The 15417-nt window shown below is 71.0% G+C and carries 18 protein-coding genes; 2 read left to right on the top strand and 16 right to left on the bottom strand.

The features are described from left to right. Positions 1–166 precede the first annotated feature (166 nt). The 10 genes from pheT to infC all read right to left on the bottom strand — a co-directional run bounded on the left by pheT (position 167) and on the right by infC (position 9411). Positions 167–2665, bottom strand: coding sequence for a phenylalanine--tRNA ligase subunit beta (pheT, locus tag GJQ66_RS02870; RefSeq protein WP_155047817.1), 2499 nt, complete (start codon positions 2663–2665; stop codon positions 167–169). Beyond that, on the bottom strand, positions 2665–3705 hold the full coding sequence (pheS, locus tag GJQ66_RS02865; RefSeq protein ID WP_368732590.1) for a phenylalanine--tRNA ligase subunit alpha: 1041 nt from the start codon (positions 3703–3705) through the stop codon (positions 2665–2667). Before pheS ends, pheT begins: the two co-directional genes overlap by 1 nt. 37 nt (positions 3706–3742) lie before the next feature. Continuing rightward, a complete protein-coding gene (locus tag GJQ66_RS02860; protein WP_155047816.1) occupies positions 3743–4669 on the bottom strand; it encodes an amino acid ABC transporter permease in 927 nt (308 codons plus the stop codon). Further along, the gene (locus tag GJQ66_RS02855; RefSeq protein WP_368732589.1) at positions 4666–5313 is read right to left on the bottom strand and encodes an amino acid ABC transporter permease; all 648 of its coding nucleotides are present in this window, start codon (positions 5311–5313) and stop codon (positions 4666–4668) included. The genes GJQ66_RS02860 and GJQ66_RS02855 overlap by 4 nt, the downstream gene beginning before the upstream one ends. A gap of 100 nt (positions 5314–5413) precedes the next feature. After that, positions 5414–6307 carry a glutamate ABC transporter substrate-binding protein gene (locus tag GJQ66_RS02850; protein WP_155047815.1) on the bottom strand — a complete coding sequence of 298 codons (894 nt, stop codon included), beginning with the start codon at positions 6305–6307 and terminating at the stop codon, positions 5414–5416. 63 nt (positions 6308–6370) lie between these two features. Beyond that, positions 6371–7111: an amino acid ABC transporter ATP-binding protein gene (locus GJQ66_RS02845; RefSeq protein WP_155047814.1), complete on the bottom strand. Its 741-nt coding sequence runs from the start codon at positions 7109–7111 to the stop codon at positions 6371–6373. A 67-nt stretch (positions 7112–7178) separates the two neighbouring features. Continuing rightward, positions 7179–8018, bottom strand: a complete 840-nt coding sequence (locus GJQ66_RS02840) for a TrmH family RNA methyltransferase (protein ID WP_368732588.1) — start codon at positions 8016–8018, stop codon at positions 7179–7181. Positions 8019–8104: 86 nt separating this feature from the next. Continuing rightward, complete coding sequence (gene rplT, locus GJQ66_RS02835) at positions 8105–8488, bottom strand: 50S ribosomal protein L20 (RefSeq protein ID WP_155047813.1); 384 nt, start codon at positions 8486–8488, stop codon at positions 8105–8107. Between the two features lie 38 nt (positions 8489–8526). Further along, entirely contained in the window at positions 8527–8721 is a 195-nt protein-coding gene (gene rpmI / locus GJQ66_RS02830; protein ID WP_155047812.1) for a 50S ribosomal protein L35, read from the bottom strand. A gap of 84 nt (positions 8722–8805) precedes the next feature. Continuing rightward, a complete protein-coding gene (infC, locus tag GJQ66_RS02825) occupies positions 8806–9411 on the bottom strand; it encodes a translation initiation factor IF-3 (protein WP_368732614.1) in 606 nt (201 codons plus the stop codon). 267 nt (positions 9412–9678) lie between these two features. Between infC and GJQ66_RS02820 the strand changes: the two genes are divergently transcribed. Next, entirely contained in the window at positions 9679–10101 is a 423-nt protein-coding gene (locus GJQ66_RS02820; RefSeq protein WP_155047811.1) for a DUF1844 domain-containing protein, read from the top strand. Between the two features lie 8 nt (positions 10102–10109). On the opposite strand, the gene GJQ66_RS02815 is transcribed toward GJQ66_RS02820, so the two are convergent. The 6 genes from GJQ66_RS02815 to GJQ66_RS02790 form a co-directional block, all read right to left on the bottom strand. Then, positions 10110–10925, bottom strand: coding sequence for an SseB family protein (locus tag GJQ66_RS02815; protein WP_155047810.1), 816 nt, complete (start codon positions 10923–10925; stop codon positions 10110–10112). Further along, entirely contained in the window at positions 10909–11655 is a 747-nt protein-coding gene (gene priA / locus GJQ66_RS02810) for a bifunctional 1-(5-phosphoribosyl)-5-((5-phosphoribosylamino)methylideneamino)imidazole-4-carboxamide isomerase/phosphoribosylanthranilate isomerase PriA (RefSeq protein ID WP_155047809.1), read from the bottom strand. The genes GJQ66_RS02815 and priA overlap by 17 nt, the downstream gene beginning before the upstream one ends. A 106-nt stretch (positions 11656–11761) precedes the next feature. Then, positions 11762–12400, bottom strand: a complete 639-nt coding sequence (gene hisH / locus GJQ66_RS02805) for an imidazole glycerol phosphate synthase subunit HisH (protein ID WP_368732587.1) — start codon at positions 12398–12400, stop codon at positions 11762–11764. Beyond that, positions 12397–13002 carry an imidazoleglycerol-phosphate dehydratase HisB gene (gene hisB / locus GJQ66_RS02800; RefSeq protein WP_155047808.1) on the bottom strand — a complete coding sequence of 202 codons (606 nt, stop codon included), beginning with the start codon at positions 13000–13002 and terminating at the stop codon, positions 12397–12399. Before hisB ends, hisH begins: the two co-directional genes overlap by 4 nt. Positions 13003–13012: 10 nt before the next feature. Next, positions 13013–14095 carry a histidinol-phosphate transaminase gene (locus GJQ66_RS02795; RefSeq protein ID WP_368732586.1) on the bottom strand — a complete coding sequence of 361 codons (1083 nt, stop codon included), beginning with the start codon at positions 14093–14095 and terminating at the stop codon, positions 13013–13015. 26 nt (positions 14096–14121) lie between these two features. Further along, positions 14122–14502: a LysM peptidoglycan-binding domain-containing protein gene (locus tag GJQ66_RS02790; RefSeq protein WP_155047807.1), complete on the bottom strand. Its 381-nt coding sequence runs from the start codon at positions 14500–14502 to the stop codon at positions 14122–14124. 200 nt (positions 14503–14702) lie between these two features. Here GJQ66_RS02790 and lexA point away from each other — a divergent pair, with 200 nt between their 5' ends. Continuing rightward, positions 14703–15386, top strand: coding sequence for a transcriptional repressor LexA (gene lexA / locus GJQ66_RS02785; RefSeq protein ID WP_155047806.1), 684 nt, complete (start codon positions 14703–14705; stop codon positions 15384–15386). Positions 15387–15417 lie beyond the last annotated feature (31 nt).

Genomic DNA, 15417 nt, shown 5'->3' with positions numbered 1-15417 from the left:
GCGCATCCCGTTCAGGGGTGCGCCACAACGCGGTCCGCCGGCATTCGGCGGGCGCGTCGGCGCGCGGCAACGGGGCCCGTGGCGGGCCGCGCGGTCACCGGCGAAGTCATGCCGCCGAGCGTATCACCCTCCGGCGGCGCGGACCGCCGGAGGGTGACGATCCCGCTCAGTCGCGAAGGGTTGCCCCGAATCGCTCGGCCGCGACGCGGACGCCGGCGGTCTTGGCCTCGGTGGCCTCCGCGGCCGTCAGCGTCCGGTCTTCGGCGCGGAACCGCAGCGCAAACGTCAGGGACTTCTCGCCGTCGGCCATCCCGGGTCCGCGGTAGTCGTCGACGAGCCGGACGGCCTCGAGGAGGTCGCCCGCCCCTTCCACGAGCGCGCTCTCGATGTCGCCCGCCGGAACGCCCGCGGGCACCACCAGCGACACGTCCTGCGTCGCGGCCGGGAAGGTGGACAGCGACGACACCGTCACGCGCTCGCCCGCGAGGGCGACGACGCGATCGAGATCGAGCTCGGCGACCGTGACGCGCCCGACGAGGTCCGCGTCGGCCGCGACGTCGGGGTGCAGCTCGCCGACGTAGCCGACCTCCTCGCCCGCCGCGAAGAGGACGCCCGTGCGCCCCGGGTGGAGCGCGGCGCGCTCGGCCTGCGCGACGGTGATCGTCACGCCCGCCGCCTCGGCGATTGCCCGCACGGCGTCGAGCGCCGAAGCCAGGCCCGCCGCCTCGGCGGCGCGGCCCGGCTGCTTGGGGGCGATGTCGCCGGCGAAGAGCACCGCGACGTGCCGCGGCTGCGGGGGGATCGCCGCGTCGAGCTCCGCGAGCACGGCGTCCGAGGGACGCTCGCCCAGCGGGGGGATCGTGTCCGTGCCGTAGGCGACGCCGTCGGCCGGCAGGAACACCCCTCCGATCTCGAAGAGCGCGAGGTCGGTCGTCCCCCGGGCGAGGTTGCGGTGCGCCGTCTGCACGAGGCCGGGGACGAGGCTGCGGCGCAGGAACGGTGCCTGCCCGTCGAGCGCGTTCGCCAGCCGCACGCTCGGGAGGTGCGCGCCCGCGGCGGATCCGTGCAGGTCGTTCTGCGCCTCGCTCGTGAAGGGGAACGAGGGGGTCTCGACGAGGCCCGCGGCCGCGAGCGAGTGCGCGACGCGCCGGCGCGCGGCCTGCGCGGCCGTGTACCCGCGGCCCGACGGCGGGGTGGGGAGCAGCGAGGGCACCTTGTCGAGCCCGTCGACGCGGGCGACCTCCTCGGCCAGCGTCCACTTGTCCGTGAGGTCGGGGCGCCACGAGGGCGGCGTCGCCGCGAGGCCCGCGGGCGTCTCGCGCACGGCGCACCCGACGAGCTCGAGCGTCTCGGCGATCCGCGCCGGCGCGTAGTCGACGCCGATGAGGCCCGAGACGAAGCCGTGCGGCAGGTCGATGTCGTCCGCGGTGCCCGCGAAACCGAGCGCGAAGCCCGCCTCGCCGGCGGTCCCGCCCGCGAGCTCCACCATGAGGTCGACCACGCGCTGGGCCGCCACGAGCGGGATCCGCGGGTCGACGCCCCGCTCGAAGCGGCGCGACGCCTCGCTCGGCAGCTTGTGCCGGCGGGCCGTGCGCGCGATCGAGACCGTATCGAACACGGCGGCCTCGATGACCACGTTCGTCGTGTCGTCCTGCAGCTCGGTGGTCTGCCCGCCCATGACGCCGGCGAGCCCGATCGGGCCGGAGTCATCCGTGATCAGGAGGTCCTCCGCGCTGAGCGTACGGTCCGTGCCGTCGAGCGTCGTGAGGTGCTCGCCGGCGGCCGCGCGGCGCACCGTGATTCCGCCCGACAGCCGGTCGGCGTCGTAGCCGTGGATAGGGTTCCCGAGCTCGAGCATGACGAAGTTCGTGATGTCGATGAGGAGCCCGAGGGGGCGGATCCCCGCGAGCAAGAGGCGCGCCCGCATCCAGGGCGGCGTGGGGCGGGACGCGTCGACGCCCGACACGGTGCGCACGACGAACTCGCGCACGCCGGCGCGCCCGCGTAGCGGGTTCTCGTCCTGGATGCGGACGGGGAACCCGGATCCGGGATCCGTCTCGCCCGCGGGGCGCGCGCCCGGGTCGTGGAACGCGGCTCCGGTGGCGAGCGCGTACTCGCGCGCGAGGCCACGGATCGACAGCGCGTAGCCGCGGTCGGGCGTGACGTTGACGTCGACCGCCTCGCCGTCGAGGCCGAGCAGGGCGATCGCGTCGGATCCGACCTCGGGGTCGAGGCCCCACTCGCCCAGGCGGATGATCCCGTCGTGGTCGTCGCCGAGGCCCAGCTCCTTCGCGGAGGCGATCATGCCGTCCGACACGTGGCCGTAGGTCTTTCGCGCGGCGATCGGGAAGGGCCCGGGCAGCACGGATCCGGGCAGCGTGACGACGACCTTGTCGCCGGGGTGGAAGTTCTGCGCGCCACACACGATGCCGCGCGGCTCGGCCTCGCCGACGTCGACCTGGCACCACCGGATGTTCTTGCCGTTCTTCTGCGGCTCGACGTCGAAGGAGAGCACCTGCCCGACGACGACGGGACCCGTCACGCCGAACCCGATCGCCTCCTCTTCCTCGAAGCCGACCGACACGAACGACGCGAACACGTCGTCGGTCGTCGCCCCGGCAGGAAGCTCGACGAACTCACGCAGCCACGAGATCGGGACGCGCATCACACCACCATCCCGAACTGCTCGCTGAAGCGGACATCGCCCTCGGCCATGTCCCGCATATCCTGTACGTCGCTGCGGAACATGAGCGCCCGCTCGATCCCGATCCCGAACGCGAAGCCGCTGTAGACCTCGGGGTCGATCCCCGCCGCGCGGAGCACGTTGGGGTTGACCATGCCGCACCCGCCCCACTCGATCCAGCGCGCGCCGCCCTTGAAGGTCGGGTGCCACAGGTCGAACTCAGCCGACGGCTCCGTGAACGGGAAATAGTTCGTGCGCAGGCGGGTCTTGGCCTCGGCGCCGAAGAGTTGCTTCGCGAGGTGGTCGAGGGTGCCTTTGAGGTGCGCCATCGTGATGCCCTTGTCGACGACGAGGCCCTCGGCCTGCGTGAACACGGGCAGGTGGGTCGCGTCGAACTCGTCGGTGCGGTAGACCCTGCCCGGGCACAGCACGTAGATCGGCAGGTCGCGCTCGAGCATCGACCGCACCTGCACGGGGCTCGTGTGGGTGCGCATGACGAGGTGGCGCTGGACCGGATCCACGAAGAACGTGTCCTGCAGCTGGCGGGCGGGGTGGTCCTCGTCGAAGTTCAGTGCGTCGAAGTTGAACCACTCGTGCTCGAGCTCGGGGCCCTCGGCGATCTCCCACCCCATGCCGACGAAGAGGTCGCTGATCTGCTCCTGCATGACGGCGAGCGGATGGCGCGCGCCCGTGCGCGTGCGCGGCGCGACCGCCGTGATGTCGATCCGCTCGGCCTCGAGCCGGGCGGCCACCTCGGCGGCGGCGAGCGCCTGCTCGCGCGCGGCGAACGCCTGGTTCACCCGACCGCGCGCCTGCCCCACGAGCTTGCCGAACTCGGCCTTGTGCTCCTTCGGGACGTGGCGCATCTGCGCGTTGAGCGCGGCGAGCACGCTTCCCTCGCCCTGGTGGGCGGCGCGGGCGCGCTTGAGCTCGGCGGTATCGGGCGCGGCGTCGGCGGCGGCGAGCGCCTCCGCGACCGCGGCCTCCACCGCCTCGGGGGTGATGGCAGGGATGTCAGACACGAGACCCGAGTCTAGTTGCTGACGGCTCCCGGGCCGCTCAGCGGGAGGCGCCGCCCGGTTCCGCCTGAGTGTCGCCGGCGACTTGCTGGGCCGCGATGACCGACGTCACGGTCGCGTCGTGCGCGCGGGGGTCGTCCGCGGCGGGCCCGCGCGTGCGCGGCGAGGCCGCGGTGCGCTTCTCGACGAGGCGCACCAGCGCGGACAGCGCCAGGCACATCGCGATGTAGATCGCCCCGATGACGATCGCGGCGGGGATGTAGGGCCTGCCGGTCTGCAGGTTGCCGCCGATCAGCTTGGCCACGTAGAGGAGCTCCTCGTACGTGATGATCGAGCCGAGCGCCGTGTCCTTCAGGGCGACGACGAGCTGGGCGAGGATCACCGGCAGCATGGAACGGACCGCCTGCGGCATGAGGATGAAGGTCATCACGCCGGTCTTGCGCAGCCCGATCGCGTAGCCGGCCTCGCTCTGGCCGCCCGGGAGCGCGACGACGCCCGCGCGCAGGGCCTCGGCGATCACGGATCCGTTGTAGACGATCAGCGCGACGACGACGGCGAGGTAGGGCGACACCGAGACGCCGACCGACGGGAGCCCGTAGTACAGGATCATCATGAGGATCAGCACGGGGATCGCGCGGAAGACCTCCGTGATGACCGTGAACGGCGTGCGCACCCAGGCATGATCCGACAGGCGCCCGATCGCGAGGACAAACGCGAGCACGATGGATCCGACGGCCGCGGTCACGAACGCCCCGAGCGTCTTGCCGATCGCGGGGATGATCAGGTCGGTCCAGAGATAGGTGTACGTGAACACCGACCACTTCTCGGCCGTCAGCTGGCCCGTCTCCACGAAGCGCCACAGCAGCCAGCCGATCAGGGCGGCGATGACGACGACGGTCACGCCGCCGACCACCCGGTTGCGCGCGACGGCCTTCGGGCCGGGGACGTCGTACAGGACGGAGCTCATCGGATGACCTTCCACCGCGTCTCGAGCGTTCGCTGCAGCCAGCTGAGCAACAGCACCATCGCGACGAAGAACGCCGCGATCCAGAGGAGGACGACCATGGCCGGCTCGCCGCGCTCCGAGAGGTTGGCGCGCAGCGACCCCAGCTCGACGACCGAGAAGCCCGCGGCGATCGTGGTGTTCTTCAGCAGAGCGATAAACACGCTCATCATGGGCGGCACGATCGAGCGGAACGCCTGCGGGAGGACGACGAGGGTCATGACCTGGCCGAACGGCAGGCCGATGGCTCGTGCGGCCTCCGCCTGACCGACGGGAACCGTGCCGATTCCCGCGCGCAGGACCTCGGCGACGTAGGTCGCCGTGTAGAAGCCGAGGGCGAGGATCGCGAGCGAGGTGAAGCTCAGGTCCACGATGTCGAGGGCCGGGAACCCCAGGGCGAAGAAGAAGAAGATCAGGGTCAGCGGGGTGTTGCGAACGAGGTTGACGTACGCGGTTCCCACGGCGCGCGCGATCGGCACGGGCGAGACGCGCATGGCGCCGACGATCGTGCCGAGGGCGAGGGCCATGAGCCCGCTCGCGACGAACAGGACCACGGTGTTCCGGAGCGCCACGCCCCAGAGATCGAGGTTGTCGAGCAGCGTATCCACGCCGCGCCTCCTTCGCTGATGTGCTTCCCGGGGAAGCGATGGTGCGGTGGCCGGCCGCGAGGCCGGCCACCGCGGGAGGATCCGAATCGGATCCGGCGGATCAGTAGCGGTCGACCGCCGGCTGCTCGGGCGTCACGCCCGCGTCGCCGAGCTCCTGGTCGAAGATGGCCGACCAGGTGTCGCCGCCCTCCTCCAGCGTGGTGTTGAAGAAGTCGCGCAGCGCGTCGTCGCCCTTCGGCACGCCGATGCCGTAGAGCTCCTCGCTGAAGGGCTCGCCGACGATCTTCAACTCGTCCGGGTACTGCGCCGCGTAGCCGATGAGGATGAGCTCGTCGGTCGTGACGGCGTCGACCGTGCCGTTGAGGAGGGCGTCGACACACTGCGTGTAGGTGTCGAACTCCTCCGTCTGCGCGTCGTAGTTGTCGCGGATGTTCTGGATCGGGGTCGATCCCGTCGCCGAGCAGACCGTGACGTCGCTCGTGAGATCGGCGTCGGACGCGATGTCGCTGTCCGCGGCGACCAGCAGGCCTTGGCCCGTCGCGAAGTACGGGCCGGCGAAGTCGATCTGCTGCTTGCGCTCGTCCGTGATCGAGTAGGTGCCGACGTAGAAGTCGACGTCGCCGTTAATGAGGGCCTGCTCGCGGTTGGCGGACGGGATGGCCTGCCAGTCGATCTGGTCCTCGGAGAAGCCGAGCGAGGCGGCCATCCAGCGGGCGATTTCGACGTCGAAGCCGGAGCGCTCGCCGGTCGTCGCGTCGAGGTAGCCGAGGCCTGGCTGGTCTTCCTTGACGCCGATTTTGACCTCGTCGGCCTCGACCATGGCGTCGTAGGTCGGGCTGCCCTCGAGCGAGACGTCGCTCGCGACCTCGTAGGGCGCCTCGGCGTCGCCGCCGTCGCCCGCGTCGCCCGAGGGCGTGCCGCTGTTGCAGGCCGTCAGCGTGAACAGCGCGCCGGCGGCCAGGCCGGCCGCCGCGATGGTGCGGAACTTTCGCATGGTGTCCTCCTGGTGGGTGAAGGCGTCGCGTGCTGTCGCGGCGCCGGGAAGGGGTCCGAAAAGTCAGTTCGTGATGAGCTTCGACAGGAAGTCCTTCGCCCTGTCGGACCGCGGGTTCGTGAAGAACTCATCGGGGGTCGCCTCCTCGACGATCTCCCCGTCGGCCATGAACACGACGCGGTCGGCGGCCTTGCGCGCGAAGCCCATCTCGTGGGTGACGACGACCATCGTCATGCCCTCCTTGGCGAGCCCCACCATTACGTCGAGGACCTCGTTGATCATCTCGGGGTCCAGGGCGCTGGTCGGCTCGTCGAAGAGCATGACCTTGGGGTGCATCGCGAGCGAGCGCGCGATCGCGACGCGCTGCTGCTGGCCGCCCGAGAGTTGCGCCGGCAGCTTGTCGGCCTGGTGGGCGATGCCCACGCGGTCGAGGAGCTCGCGCGCCTCCTTCTCGGCGTCGGCCTTCTTCATGCCGCGCACGCGGATGGGGCCGAGCGTGACGTTCTCGAGGATCGTCAGGTGGCTGAAGAGGTTGAACGACTGGAAGACCATCCCGACGTCGGCGCGGAGCGCCGCGAGGGCCTTGCCCTCCTTCGGGAGCTCCTTGCCGTCGATCGTGATGGATCCGCTCGTGATCGTTTCGAGGCGGTTGATCGTGCGGCACAGCGTCGACTTGCCCGACCCCGAGGGGCCGATGACGACCACGACCTCGCCGCGCGAGACCGTGAGGTCGATGTTCTTGAGTGCGTGGAAGTCGCCGTAGTGCTTATCGACGGCGTCGATGACGACAAGGGGCTCAGCCATGTCGCGAGCCTAGACGCTCGCGCGCGGAAAGCACCATCGGCCGCGCGGGCGAAACGCGGTTGTTACCTCAGCCGGCCGCCGGGCGCGCCGATCGCTGCGCGAACGCCGTCTCGTACAGGCACACGCTCGCGGCGGTCGCGAGGTTGAGCGACTCGGCATGGCCGTAGATGGGCAACCGGAGCGCGCCGTCGCAGAGCTCGAGCGCCTCGTCCGTCAGGCCGCGGGCCTCGTTGCCGAAGACCCAGGCGGTCGACGCCTCGAGCCGCCCCTCGGTCCGCGCCGCGAGGATGTCCTCGCCCTTCACATCGGCCGCGAGCACCTGCAGGCCCGCCCTCCGCGCGCGGCCCGCGACGTCGGCGAGGTCCGCCTCGACCGCGAACGGCACGTGAAAGAGCGACCCCGTGGTCGAGCGGACCACCTTGGGGTTGAACGGGTCGACCGTGCGCCCCGTCAGCACGAGGCCGTCGGCGCCGGCCGCATCGGCGGCCCGCATAATCGTGCCGAGGTTGCCCGGATCCCGCACCTCCTCGCACACGACGATCAGCCGCGGCGCCGCCGTATCCCCCAGGATGTCCTTGAGCGCCGTGGGGTTCTGGCGCGCGACCGCGACGAAGCCCTGCGGCGTGACGGTATCCGCCATCGCCGCGACGACCTCCTCGTCGGCGTACTCCCACGTCAGGTCGGGGTTCTCCGCCTGCGCGTCGTCGATGAGCGCGCGGATGTCGCCGTGCTTCTCCAGCCCGGTGGGCGTGACGTAGAGCTGCTCGACGAGGTCGGGTCGGGCCGCAAGCGCCTCGCGCACGGCCTGCGGCCCCTCCAGGAGGAAGCGCCCCGTCTCGCGGCGGGCGCTCCTCTGGCCCAGCTTACGGATGGAGCGGACACGGGCGGCGCGGGGATTCTCAAGCACCCCTGGATTCTACGGATCCGCTCGCCCCCGCGCGCGACAATGGGCCGCCTCCCCGAAACAGGGAGACGGCCCTTGAGCGAAGGTGCTTACGCGGCCTTCGGGGCGTTGACGTCGCCGGGCAGCGCGCCCTTGGCGACCTCGACGAGCGTCGCGAACGTGGCGGGCTCGTTCACGGCCAGCTCGGCGAGCATGCGACGGTCGACCTCGACACCCGCGAGGCCGAGGCCCTGGATAAAGCGGTTGTAGGTGAGGCCGTTCGCGCGGCTCGCCGCGTTGATGCGCTGGATCCACAGGCGGCGGAAGTCGCCCTTACGCTTGCGACGGTCGCGGTACGCGTAGACGAGCGAGTGGGTGACCTGCTCCTTCGCCTTGCGGTACAGGCGCGAACGCTGGCCGCGGTAGCCCGAGGCACGCTCGAGGATGACGCGACGCTTCTTGTGCGCGTTGACTGCGCGCTTAACTCTTGCCATGGTGACGTTTCCTTAACGAGTAACGAGTTTCGAGCCGCTCAGCGACCGAGGAGCTTCTTGACGGTCTTGACGTCGTTGCCCGAGATGATCTGGTCCTGGTTCAGGCGACGCGTGCGACGGCTCGACTTGTGCTCGAGGTTGTGGCGCATGCCCGCCTGCTGCTTCTTGATCTTGCCGCTGCCGGTGATCTTGAAGCGCTTCTTGGAACCCGAGTGGGTCTTCTGCTTCGGCATTCTTCGTGACTTTCCTTGACGTGTGCGCCCGCGAGGGGCGACGGGGGTGCTGCCCGCCTCTCGGCGAGAAGGCGTGTGGGGTGACTACTCGCCCGCGGGTGCCTTGCCGGCGTGCTTCGCGTCGCGCGCCGCCTGCTTGCTCGCAGCGCGCTGGGCGTTCTGCTCGGCCTTGGCCTCGGACTTGTTCTTGACCGGCGCGATGATCATGACCATGTTGCGGCCATCGATCTTGGGGCGAGACTCGACCGAACCGAACTCCGCCACTTCCTCGGCGAACTTCATCAGCAGGCGCACGCCCATCTCGGGGCGCTGCTGCTCGCGGCCGCGGAACAGGATCATGGCCTTGACCTTGTCTCCGGCCTTGAGGAATCCCTCGGCGCGCTTGCGCTTTGTGTCGTAGTCGTGCTGATCGATCTTCAGGCGGAAGCGAACTTCCTTGAGAACCGTGTTGGCCTGGTTGCGGCGCGCTTCCTTGGCCTTCTGCGCGGTCTCATACTTGAACTTCCCGTAGTCCATGATCTTGGCCACGGGAGGCCGCGAGTTCGGAGCCACCTCGACGAGGTCGAGGTCGGCCTCCTGCGCGAGGCGGAGCGCAACCTCGCTGCGGACGACGCCGATCTGTTCGCCACCCGGGCCGATGAGACGGACCTCGGGAACACGAATGCGCTCGTTGATGCGGGGATCGCTGATGCGGAACTCCTAGGGTGCGGTAGTCGATGAGCCACCGTCGCGCGAGGATCGCGCCACGGGCGGGAGAGACACCTGCATCCACCCGTGCGATACGCGTTCGCACGCCATCACCCGACGAACGGGCGCGCGGCCCGTCCCGACTCGCCGTGCGGCGAGCGGAGTGTTGCATGACCCGGTAGCCTGAAGCGGCAAGCGCGGGTGGGATGAAGATCCTCTTTCGTCCGAAATCACTTTCGGAGCCCGGAGAAGTCTAGCAGAAGGCAGCACATGAGCACCATCCCCGGCGGATCCGCCCCCCACGCGCACGCATTCGACGCCGAGCGCGTCGCCCGCTGGGAGGAGCAGGAGCGGGCGGGAGCCGACGTTCAGGCCACCCGCGACATCGCCGACGTCGCCGCCGTCGAGGTCATCGCCTCCTCGTGCGTGCACCTCATGAGCGCGGCCGCCGTCAAGCTCGGCCTGGGCGAGGAGGAGGCGGCCGAGGAACTGCTCGATCTCGACGAGGCCCGCAAGCTCATCAACGCGCTCGCCGGTCTCGTGACGGCCGCGGCGCCCGAGATCAGCGACATGCACGCGCGCCCCATTCGCGACGGGCTGCGCTCGCTGCAGCTGCGCTTCCGCGAGATTTCCTCGATCCCGGACGCGCCTGGCAAGGGCCCCGGCGAGAAGTTCACCGGCCCCGTCATCTGACGCGCGGGTCAGTCGCGGCTCGCCTCGAGCGCGACCTTCATCGAGTCCACGAGCACGGCGATCCGGTCGTCGGCGGCCCAGCGGCCGGCGAGCCGGGTCAGCACGGCGTCGAGCTCGGCGCGATCCAGCCCGCGCGCGAGGCTCAGGGTGACGAGCGTCTCGGGGCCGCGCAGCCGCGCCTCGGGGTCGCCCGGGGAGACGCGGACGCCGTGCACCGCGAGCTCCGACGCGATGGCGGCCTCGAAGGCGACGACGAGCTCGGGGGTCCGCCACGGTGGCGCCCAGGGCTGTTCCTGCGCGATCGCCCAGATCGCGGGGCGGCGCACGACGAACTCGGTCGGAGTCGTCGGATCGAGCACGAGCAGGTCAGTGTCATCCCCCGCCGCCGCGAGCGCGGCGCGCGTCCCCGCGACGGGGATGGGCCGGGCCTCGGGGTTCCAGGCCCGGAGGGTGTCGACGCTCGTGAACGCGGGGAGCACCGCGCGCCCGTCCGGCGCGCGCACCGTCACGATCGAGAGCTCCTGCGTCTTGTCGACCGCGAGCCCCGAGGGCGCAACACCCTCCTCGCCCTTTTCCGCGACAAGCGGCACCAGCACGCGCGCGGCGCGGAGGGCGTCGACGACGTCCTCCTCCCGCGCCGTGCCGTCGCGGAATCCCGTCAGGGCCGCATGCAGCGTGGGATCCGCGGATCCATCGTCGCCGGCGGCCGGGTTCGGGGAGAAGGCGCGCCCCTCCCACGGTTGGCCCGCCGAGTCCCCGCCGCCCGCGAGGGCGGCGAGGTGCTCCGGCAGGGCCGGTCGATCCGCGTCAGACGGACGCGACATCCAGCGCCTCGGCCAGCGTGAAGGCGCCCGAGTACAGGGCCTTGCCGACGATCGCTCCCTCGACGCCCTGCGGCACGAGGTCGCGGAGCTCGGCGATGTCGTCGAGGCTGGCAATGCCGCCCGACGCGACGACGGGCTTATCCGTGCGCTCGGTCATGGCCGTGAGAAGCTCGGTGTTCGGCCCGCGCAGCGTGCCGTCCTTCGTGACGTCCGTGACGACGTAGCGCGCGCAGTTCGCCTTCTCGAGGCGGGCGAGCACGTCCCACAGGTCGCCGCCCTCCTTCGTCCAGCCCCGCGCCGCGAGCGTCGTGCCGCGCACGTCCAGGCCCACGGCGATCGCCTCGCCGTAGCGCGCGATCACGGCCTCGGTCCAGTCGGGGTTCTCGAGGGCCGCCGTGCCCAGGTTGACGCGCTGCGCGCCCGAGGCGAGGGCCGCCTCCAGCGAGGCGTCGTCGCGGATCCCGCCCGAGATCTCGACGTTGACGCCCTTCATGTGCTTGATGACCTTGCGCAGGATGCCGGCGTTCGAACCGCGCCCGAACGCCGCATCGAGGTCGACCAGGTGCAACCACTCGGCGCCCTGGTCCTTCCACTGCTCGGACGCCTCAATGGGGTCGCCGTAGCTCGTCTCGGAGCCGGCCTCGCCCTGCGTGAGGCGAACGGCGCGACCGCCCGCAACGTCGACGGCGGGCAGAAGGATCAGTCCTGGTGTGGACGCGAAATCGTTCATCTCTCCTCGATGGCCGCGGGACCCTCCCGCGTGACGCACAAGCGACAACGTTAGACCCCGCGGCGCGTTCTCTCCAATCGAGAGCCGCGCGCCCGGCGGATCCGCGTCATTCCGCGAGCAGACCCACCCAGTTTCGCAGCAGTCGGATCCCTGCCTCCCCCGACTTTTCGGGGTGGAACTGGGTCGCCGCGAGCGGCCCGTTCTCGACCGCGGCGAGGAAGGGGACCCCGTGCGTCGACCACGTCACCGCGGGCTGCGGGAAGGGAGGCGACACCTCGAGGCTCCAGGCCTGCGCCGCGTACGAGTGGACGAAATAGAAGCGCTCGTCCTCGACGCCGGCGAACAGCCGCGACCCCTCGCCCGGACGGACGGTACTCCAGCCCATGTGCGGAACCACCGGGGCGTCGAGCCGCGTGACGTCGCCTGGCCACTCGCCGAGCCCCGGCACGTCGCTCCCGCGCTCGATGCCGCGCTCAAACATGACCTGCATGCCCACGCAGATGCCGAGCACGGGTCGCCCGCCCGCGAGCCGGCGCTCGATCAGCTCGTCTCCGCGAATCGCGGTGAGCTGGTCCATGACCGCGCCGAACGCGCCGACGCCGGGGACGAGGAGGCCGTCGGCCTCGAGCACCTCCTGGCGTTCCCGCGTGAGCCGCACCTTGGCGCCGGCCGCCTCCAGGGCCTTCACCGCGGAGTGGACGTTGCCGGACCCGTAGTCGAGGACGGCGACCGTCGGCGCCGTCACAGCGCGCCCTTCGTCGACGGGATTCCGTCGACGAGAGGGTCGAGCGCCTTGGCCTGGCGGAAAGCGCGCGCGAGGGCCTTGTACTCGGCCTCGGCGATGTGGTGCGGGTCGCGCCCGCCGAGCACCCGCACGTGCATCGTGAGGCCGGCGTGGAACGCGAGCGCCTCGAAGGTGTGGCGCACCATCGACCCCGTGAAGTGGCCGCCGATCAGGTGCATCTCGAAGCCAGCGGGCTCGCCCGTGTGCACGAGGAACGGGCGGCCGGAGATGTCGACGACCGCCTGCGCGAGCGCCTCGTCGAGCGGGACCAGCGCGTCCCCGTAGCGGGAGATCCCCGCCTTGTCGCCGAGGGCCTCGCGGATCGCCTGACCCAGCACGATCGCCGTGTCCTCCACCGTGTGGTGCACGTCGATGTGGGTGTCGCCCGTCGAGGTCACGCGCAGGTCGGTGAGCGAGTGCTTCGCGAACGCGGTCAGCATGTGGTCGAAGAACGGCACCGACGTGTCGATGCTGCTCTGACCGGTGCCGTCGAGGTCGAGCTCCAGCTCGATCGACGACTCGCTGGTCGTGCGGGTGCGGCGCGCGGTGCGGGCGTTCGTCATGCCGCCCAGTCTATTCGTCGCGGATCGCGGCGAGCGCGTCGAGGAACGCGGTCGTCTCCTCCGCCGTGCCGGCGGACACCCGCAGGTGCCCGGGGATCCCGATGTCGCGCACGAGCACGCCGCGATCGTAGAGCCGGCGCCACGTGTCCTGCGGATCGGTCACGCCCCCGAAGAGGACGAAGTTGCTCCAGCTGGGGTACGGGTCGTACCCCAGGGCGTCGAGCGTCGCCGAGATGCGGTCGCGCTGCTCGACGATGTCGTCGACCATGCGGAGCAACGCGTCGCTGTGCGCGAGCGCCGCGGTGGCCGCGGCCTGCGTCAGCGCGCTCAAGTGGTACGGCAGGCGAACCAGCCGCAGCGCGTCGATCACCGCCGGGTCCGCCGCGAGGTACCCCACCCGCGCGCCGGCGAACGCGAAGGCCTTGCTCATCGTGCGAGACACGACGAGGCGCTCGCGTCCGGGCAGGAGGGTCAGGGCAGAGTCGGCAGAGGCGGGGGCGAACTCGAAGTACGCCTCGTCGACGATGACGATGCCGCGGGCCGCCTCGTACACCGCCTCGATCACGTCGAGGCTCAGGGGGGTGCCCGTGGGGTTGTTCGGCGCACAGAGGAACACGACGTCCGGATCTGCCTCGGCCACCTGGCGCGCCGCGCTCTCGGGGGTGATCTCGAAGCGCGGGCCCCGCTCGCCCGAGACCCACTCGGAGCCGACCCCGCGCACCAGCAGCGAGTACATCGAGTAGGTCGGCGCGAAGCCGAACGCCCGCCGGCCCGGGCCAGCGAAGGCCTGCAGGAGGTGCTGCAGGACCTCGTTCGACCCGTTCGCCGCCCAGATCTGATCCGGGTTCAGCCCGTGGCCGAGATAGCGGGCGAACGCCTCGCGCAGCTCGGTGAACTCGCGGTCGGGATAGCGGTTCAGCCCCGAGATGCTCTTCGCGACGGCGTCGGCGATGTCGTCGGCCACTTCGGGCGGGATCGGGTGCGTGTTCTCGTTGACGTTCAGCGCCACCGGCAGCGGCGCCTGGGGCGCTCCGTAGGGCTTCTGGCCCCGCAGGTCGGGGCGGAGGGGCAGGTCGTCGAGTGTCGCGGTCACCCGCCCATGCTACGACCCGACCGCGCTTAGTCGGCCGTGGAGTAGGCCGCGGGCAGCGCGAGGCGTTGGCCCATCTCGAGCTCGGCGCCCGCGAGGCCGTTGAGCGAGGCAATCTCGTCCACCACGTCGCGCGGATCCGCGCTCGGCGCGACGCGCTCCGCGATCGACCAGAGCGAGTCGCCCGACATCACCGTGACGGTCTCGAACGTGCCGGCCGGCGCCCCGGCGACGCCCGAGCCGAGCGCGGCGCCGCCGCCGAGGACGGCTGCGGCCACGGCCACCACCACGGGCGCCGCGGCCACGGCGGCGAGGACGCGACGCCCCCGGCGCGTGATCCGCAGGCGCGTGCGCGCGGCCCTCTGGCGGCCGGGGATTGCGGCGGGTGCGGTGAGGATGACCGTGCTCATGAGCTGACCTTCTCTCGTAGGTTCGTACCGAATCTATCTTCGAATGTTCGAACGCGTCAAGCCTCTTTTTCGATTCGCCCCGCGCGAATCGCGCGACACACTCGAACAAAGATGCCGAAGATCGCCCCCGTCCGGGTAGCGTCTGTCGTGACACGGATCACCCCACCAGGGACCACCGACATTCCACCGAGGAGCCGCGGATGAGCGCCGACGACAAGCCCCAGAGCGTGACGAGGGTCCGCCGACGCAAGAACCTGAGCGAGAAGCAGCTCGCGATCCTCGAGGTCATCCAGCGCTCGATCCAGTCGAACGGCTACCCCCCGACGATGCGCGAGATCGGGGACGCCGTCGGTCTCAAGTCGCTCTCGAGCGTGACGCATCAGCTCGGGCAGCTCGAGCTCAGCGGATACCTGCGCCGCGACCCGGGGAAGACCCGCGCGATGGAGGTGCTCATCGACCTACCCGGCACGGCGACGGAGAACCCCGTCGACGTGGCCCCGCCCGTCGGCGATGCCGCGATGGTCCCGCTCGTCGGCCAGATCGCCGCGGGGATCCCGATCACGGCCGAGCAGCAGGTCGAGGAGGTCTTCCCGCTGCCCCGGCAGCTCGTGGGCAGCGGCGAGCTGTTCATGCTCAAGGTCTCGGGCGAATCCATGATCGACGCGGCCATTTGCGACGGCGACTGGGTCGTCGTGCGCGCGCAGCACACGGCCGAGAATGGCGAGATCGTCGCGGCCATGCTCGACGGCGAGGCGACCGTCAAGACCTTCCGCCAGCGCGACGGCCACGTGTGGCTTCTGCCCCGCAACTCCGCCTTCGAGCCCATCCTGGGCGACGAGGCCGTCGTCCTCGGGCGCGTCGTCGCCGTGATGCGCGCGGTCTGAGCACCCGGCCGCTCCGCGTGCCATAGCGTGG

The sequence above is a fragment of the Microbacterium sp. ZXX196 genome, assembly GCF_009709595.1.
Classification (GTDB): Bacteria; Actinomycetota; Actinomycetes; order Actinomycetales; family Microbacteriaceae; genus Microbacterium; species Microbacterium excoecariae.
Note: the sequence above shows the minus strand (reverse complement) of the source record. Positions and strands in the feature narration are given on the sequence as shown.

Excerpts from the sequence above, each read along its gene's own strand:
- pheT (WP_155047817.1), bottom strand. The coding sequence starts at position 2,665 with ATGCGCGTCCCGATCTCGTGGCTGCGTGAGTTCGTCGAGCTTCCTGCC.
- GJQ66_RS02860 (WP_155047816.1), bottom strand. The coding sequence starts at position 4,669 with ATGAGCTCCGTCCTGTACGACGTCCCCGGCCCGAAGGCCGTCGCGCGC.
- GJQ66_RS02850 (WP_155047815.1), bottom strand. The coding sequence starts at position 6,307 with ATGCGAAAGTTCCGCACCATCGCGGCGGCCGGCCTGGCCGCCGGCGCG.
- GJQ66_RS02845 (WP_155047814.1), bottom strand. The coding sequence starts at position 7,111 with ATGGCTGAGCCCCTTGTCGTCATCGACGCCGTCGATAAGCACTACGGC.
- rplT (WP_155047813.1), bottom strand. The coding sequence starts at position 8,488 with ATGGCAAGAGTTAAGCGCGCAGTCAACGCGCACAAGAAGCGTCGCGTC.
- rpmI (WP_155047812.1), bottom strand. The coding sequence starts at position 8,721 with ATGCCGAAGCAGAAGACCCACTCGGGTTCCAAGAAGCGCTTCAAGATC.
- GJQ66_RS02820 (WP_155047811.1), top strand. The coding sequence starts at position 9,679 with ATGAGCACCATCCCCGGCGGATCCGCCCCCCACGCGCACGCATTCGAC.
- GJQ66_RS02815 (WP_155047810.1), bottom strand. The coding sequence starts at position 10,925 with ATGTCGCGTCCGTCTGACGCGGATCGACCGGCCCTGCCGGAGCACCTC.
- priA (WP_155047809.1), bottom strand. The coding sequence starts at position 11,655 with ATGAACGATTTCGCGTCCACACCAGGACTGATCCTTCTGCCCGCCGTC.
- hisB (WP_155047808.1), bottom strand. The coding sequence starts at position 13,002 with ATGACGAACGCCCGCACCGCGCGCCGCACCCGCACGACCAGCGAGTCG.
- GJQ66_RS02790 (WP_155047807.1), bottom strand. The coding sequence starts at position 14,502 with ATGAGCACGGTCATCCTCACCGCACCCGCCGCAATCCCCGGCCGCCAG.
- lexA (WP_155047806.1), top strand. The coding sequence starts at position 14,703 with ATGAGCGCCGACGACAAGCCCCAGAGCGTGACGAGGGTCCGCCGACGC.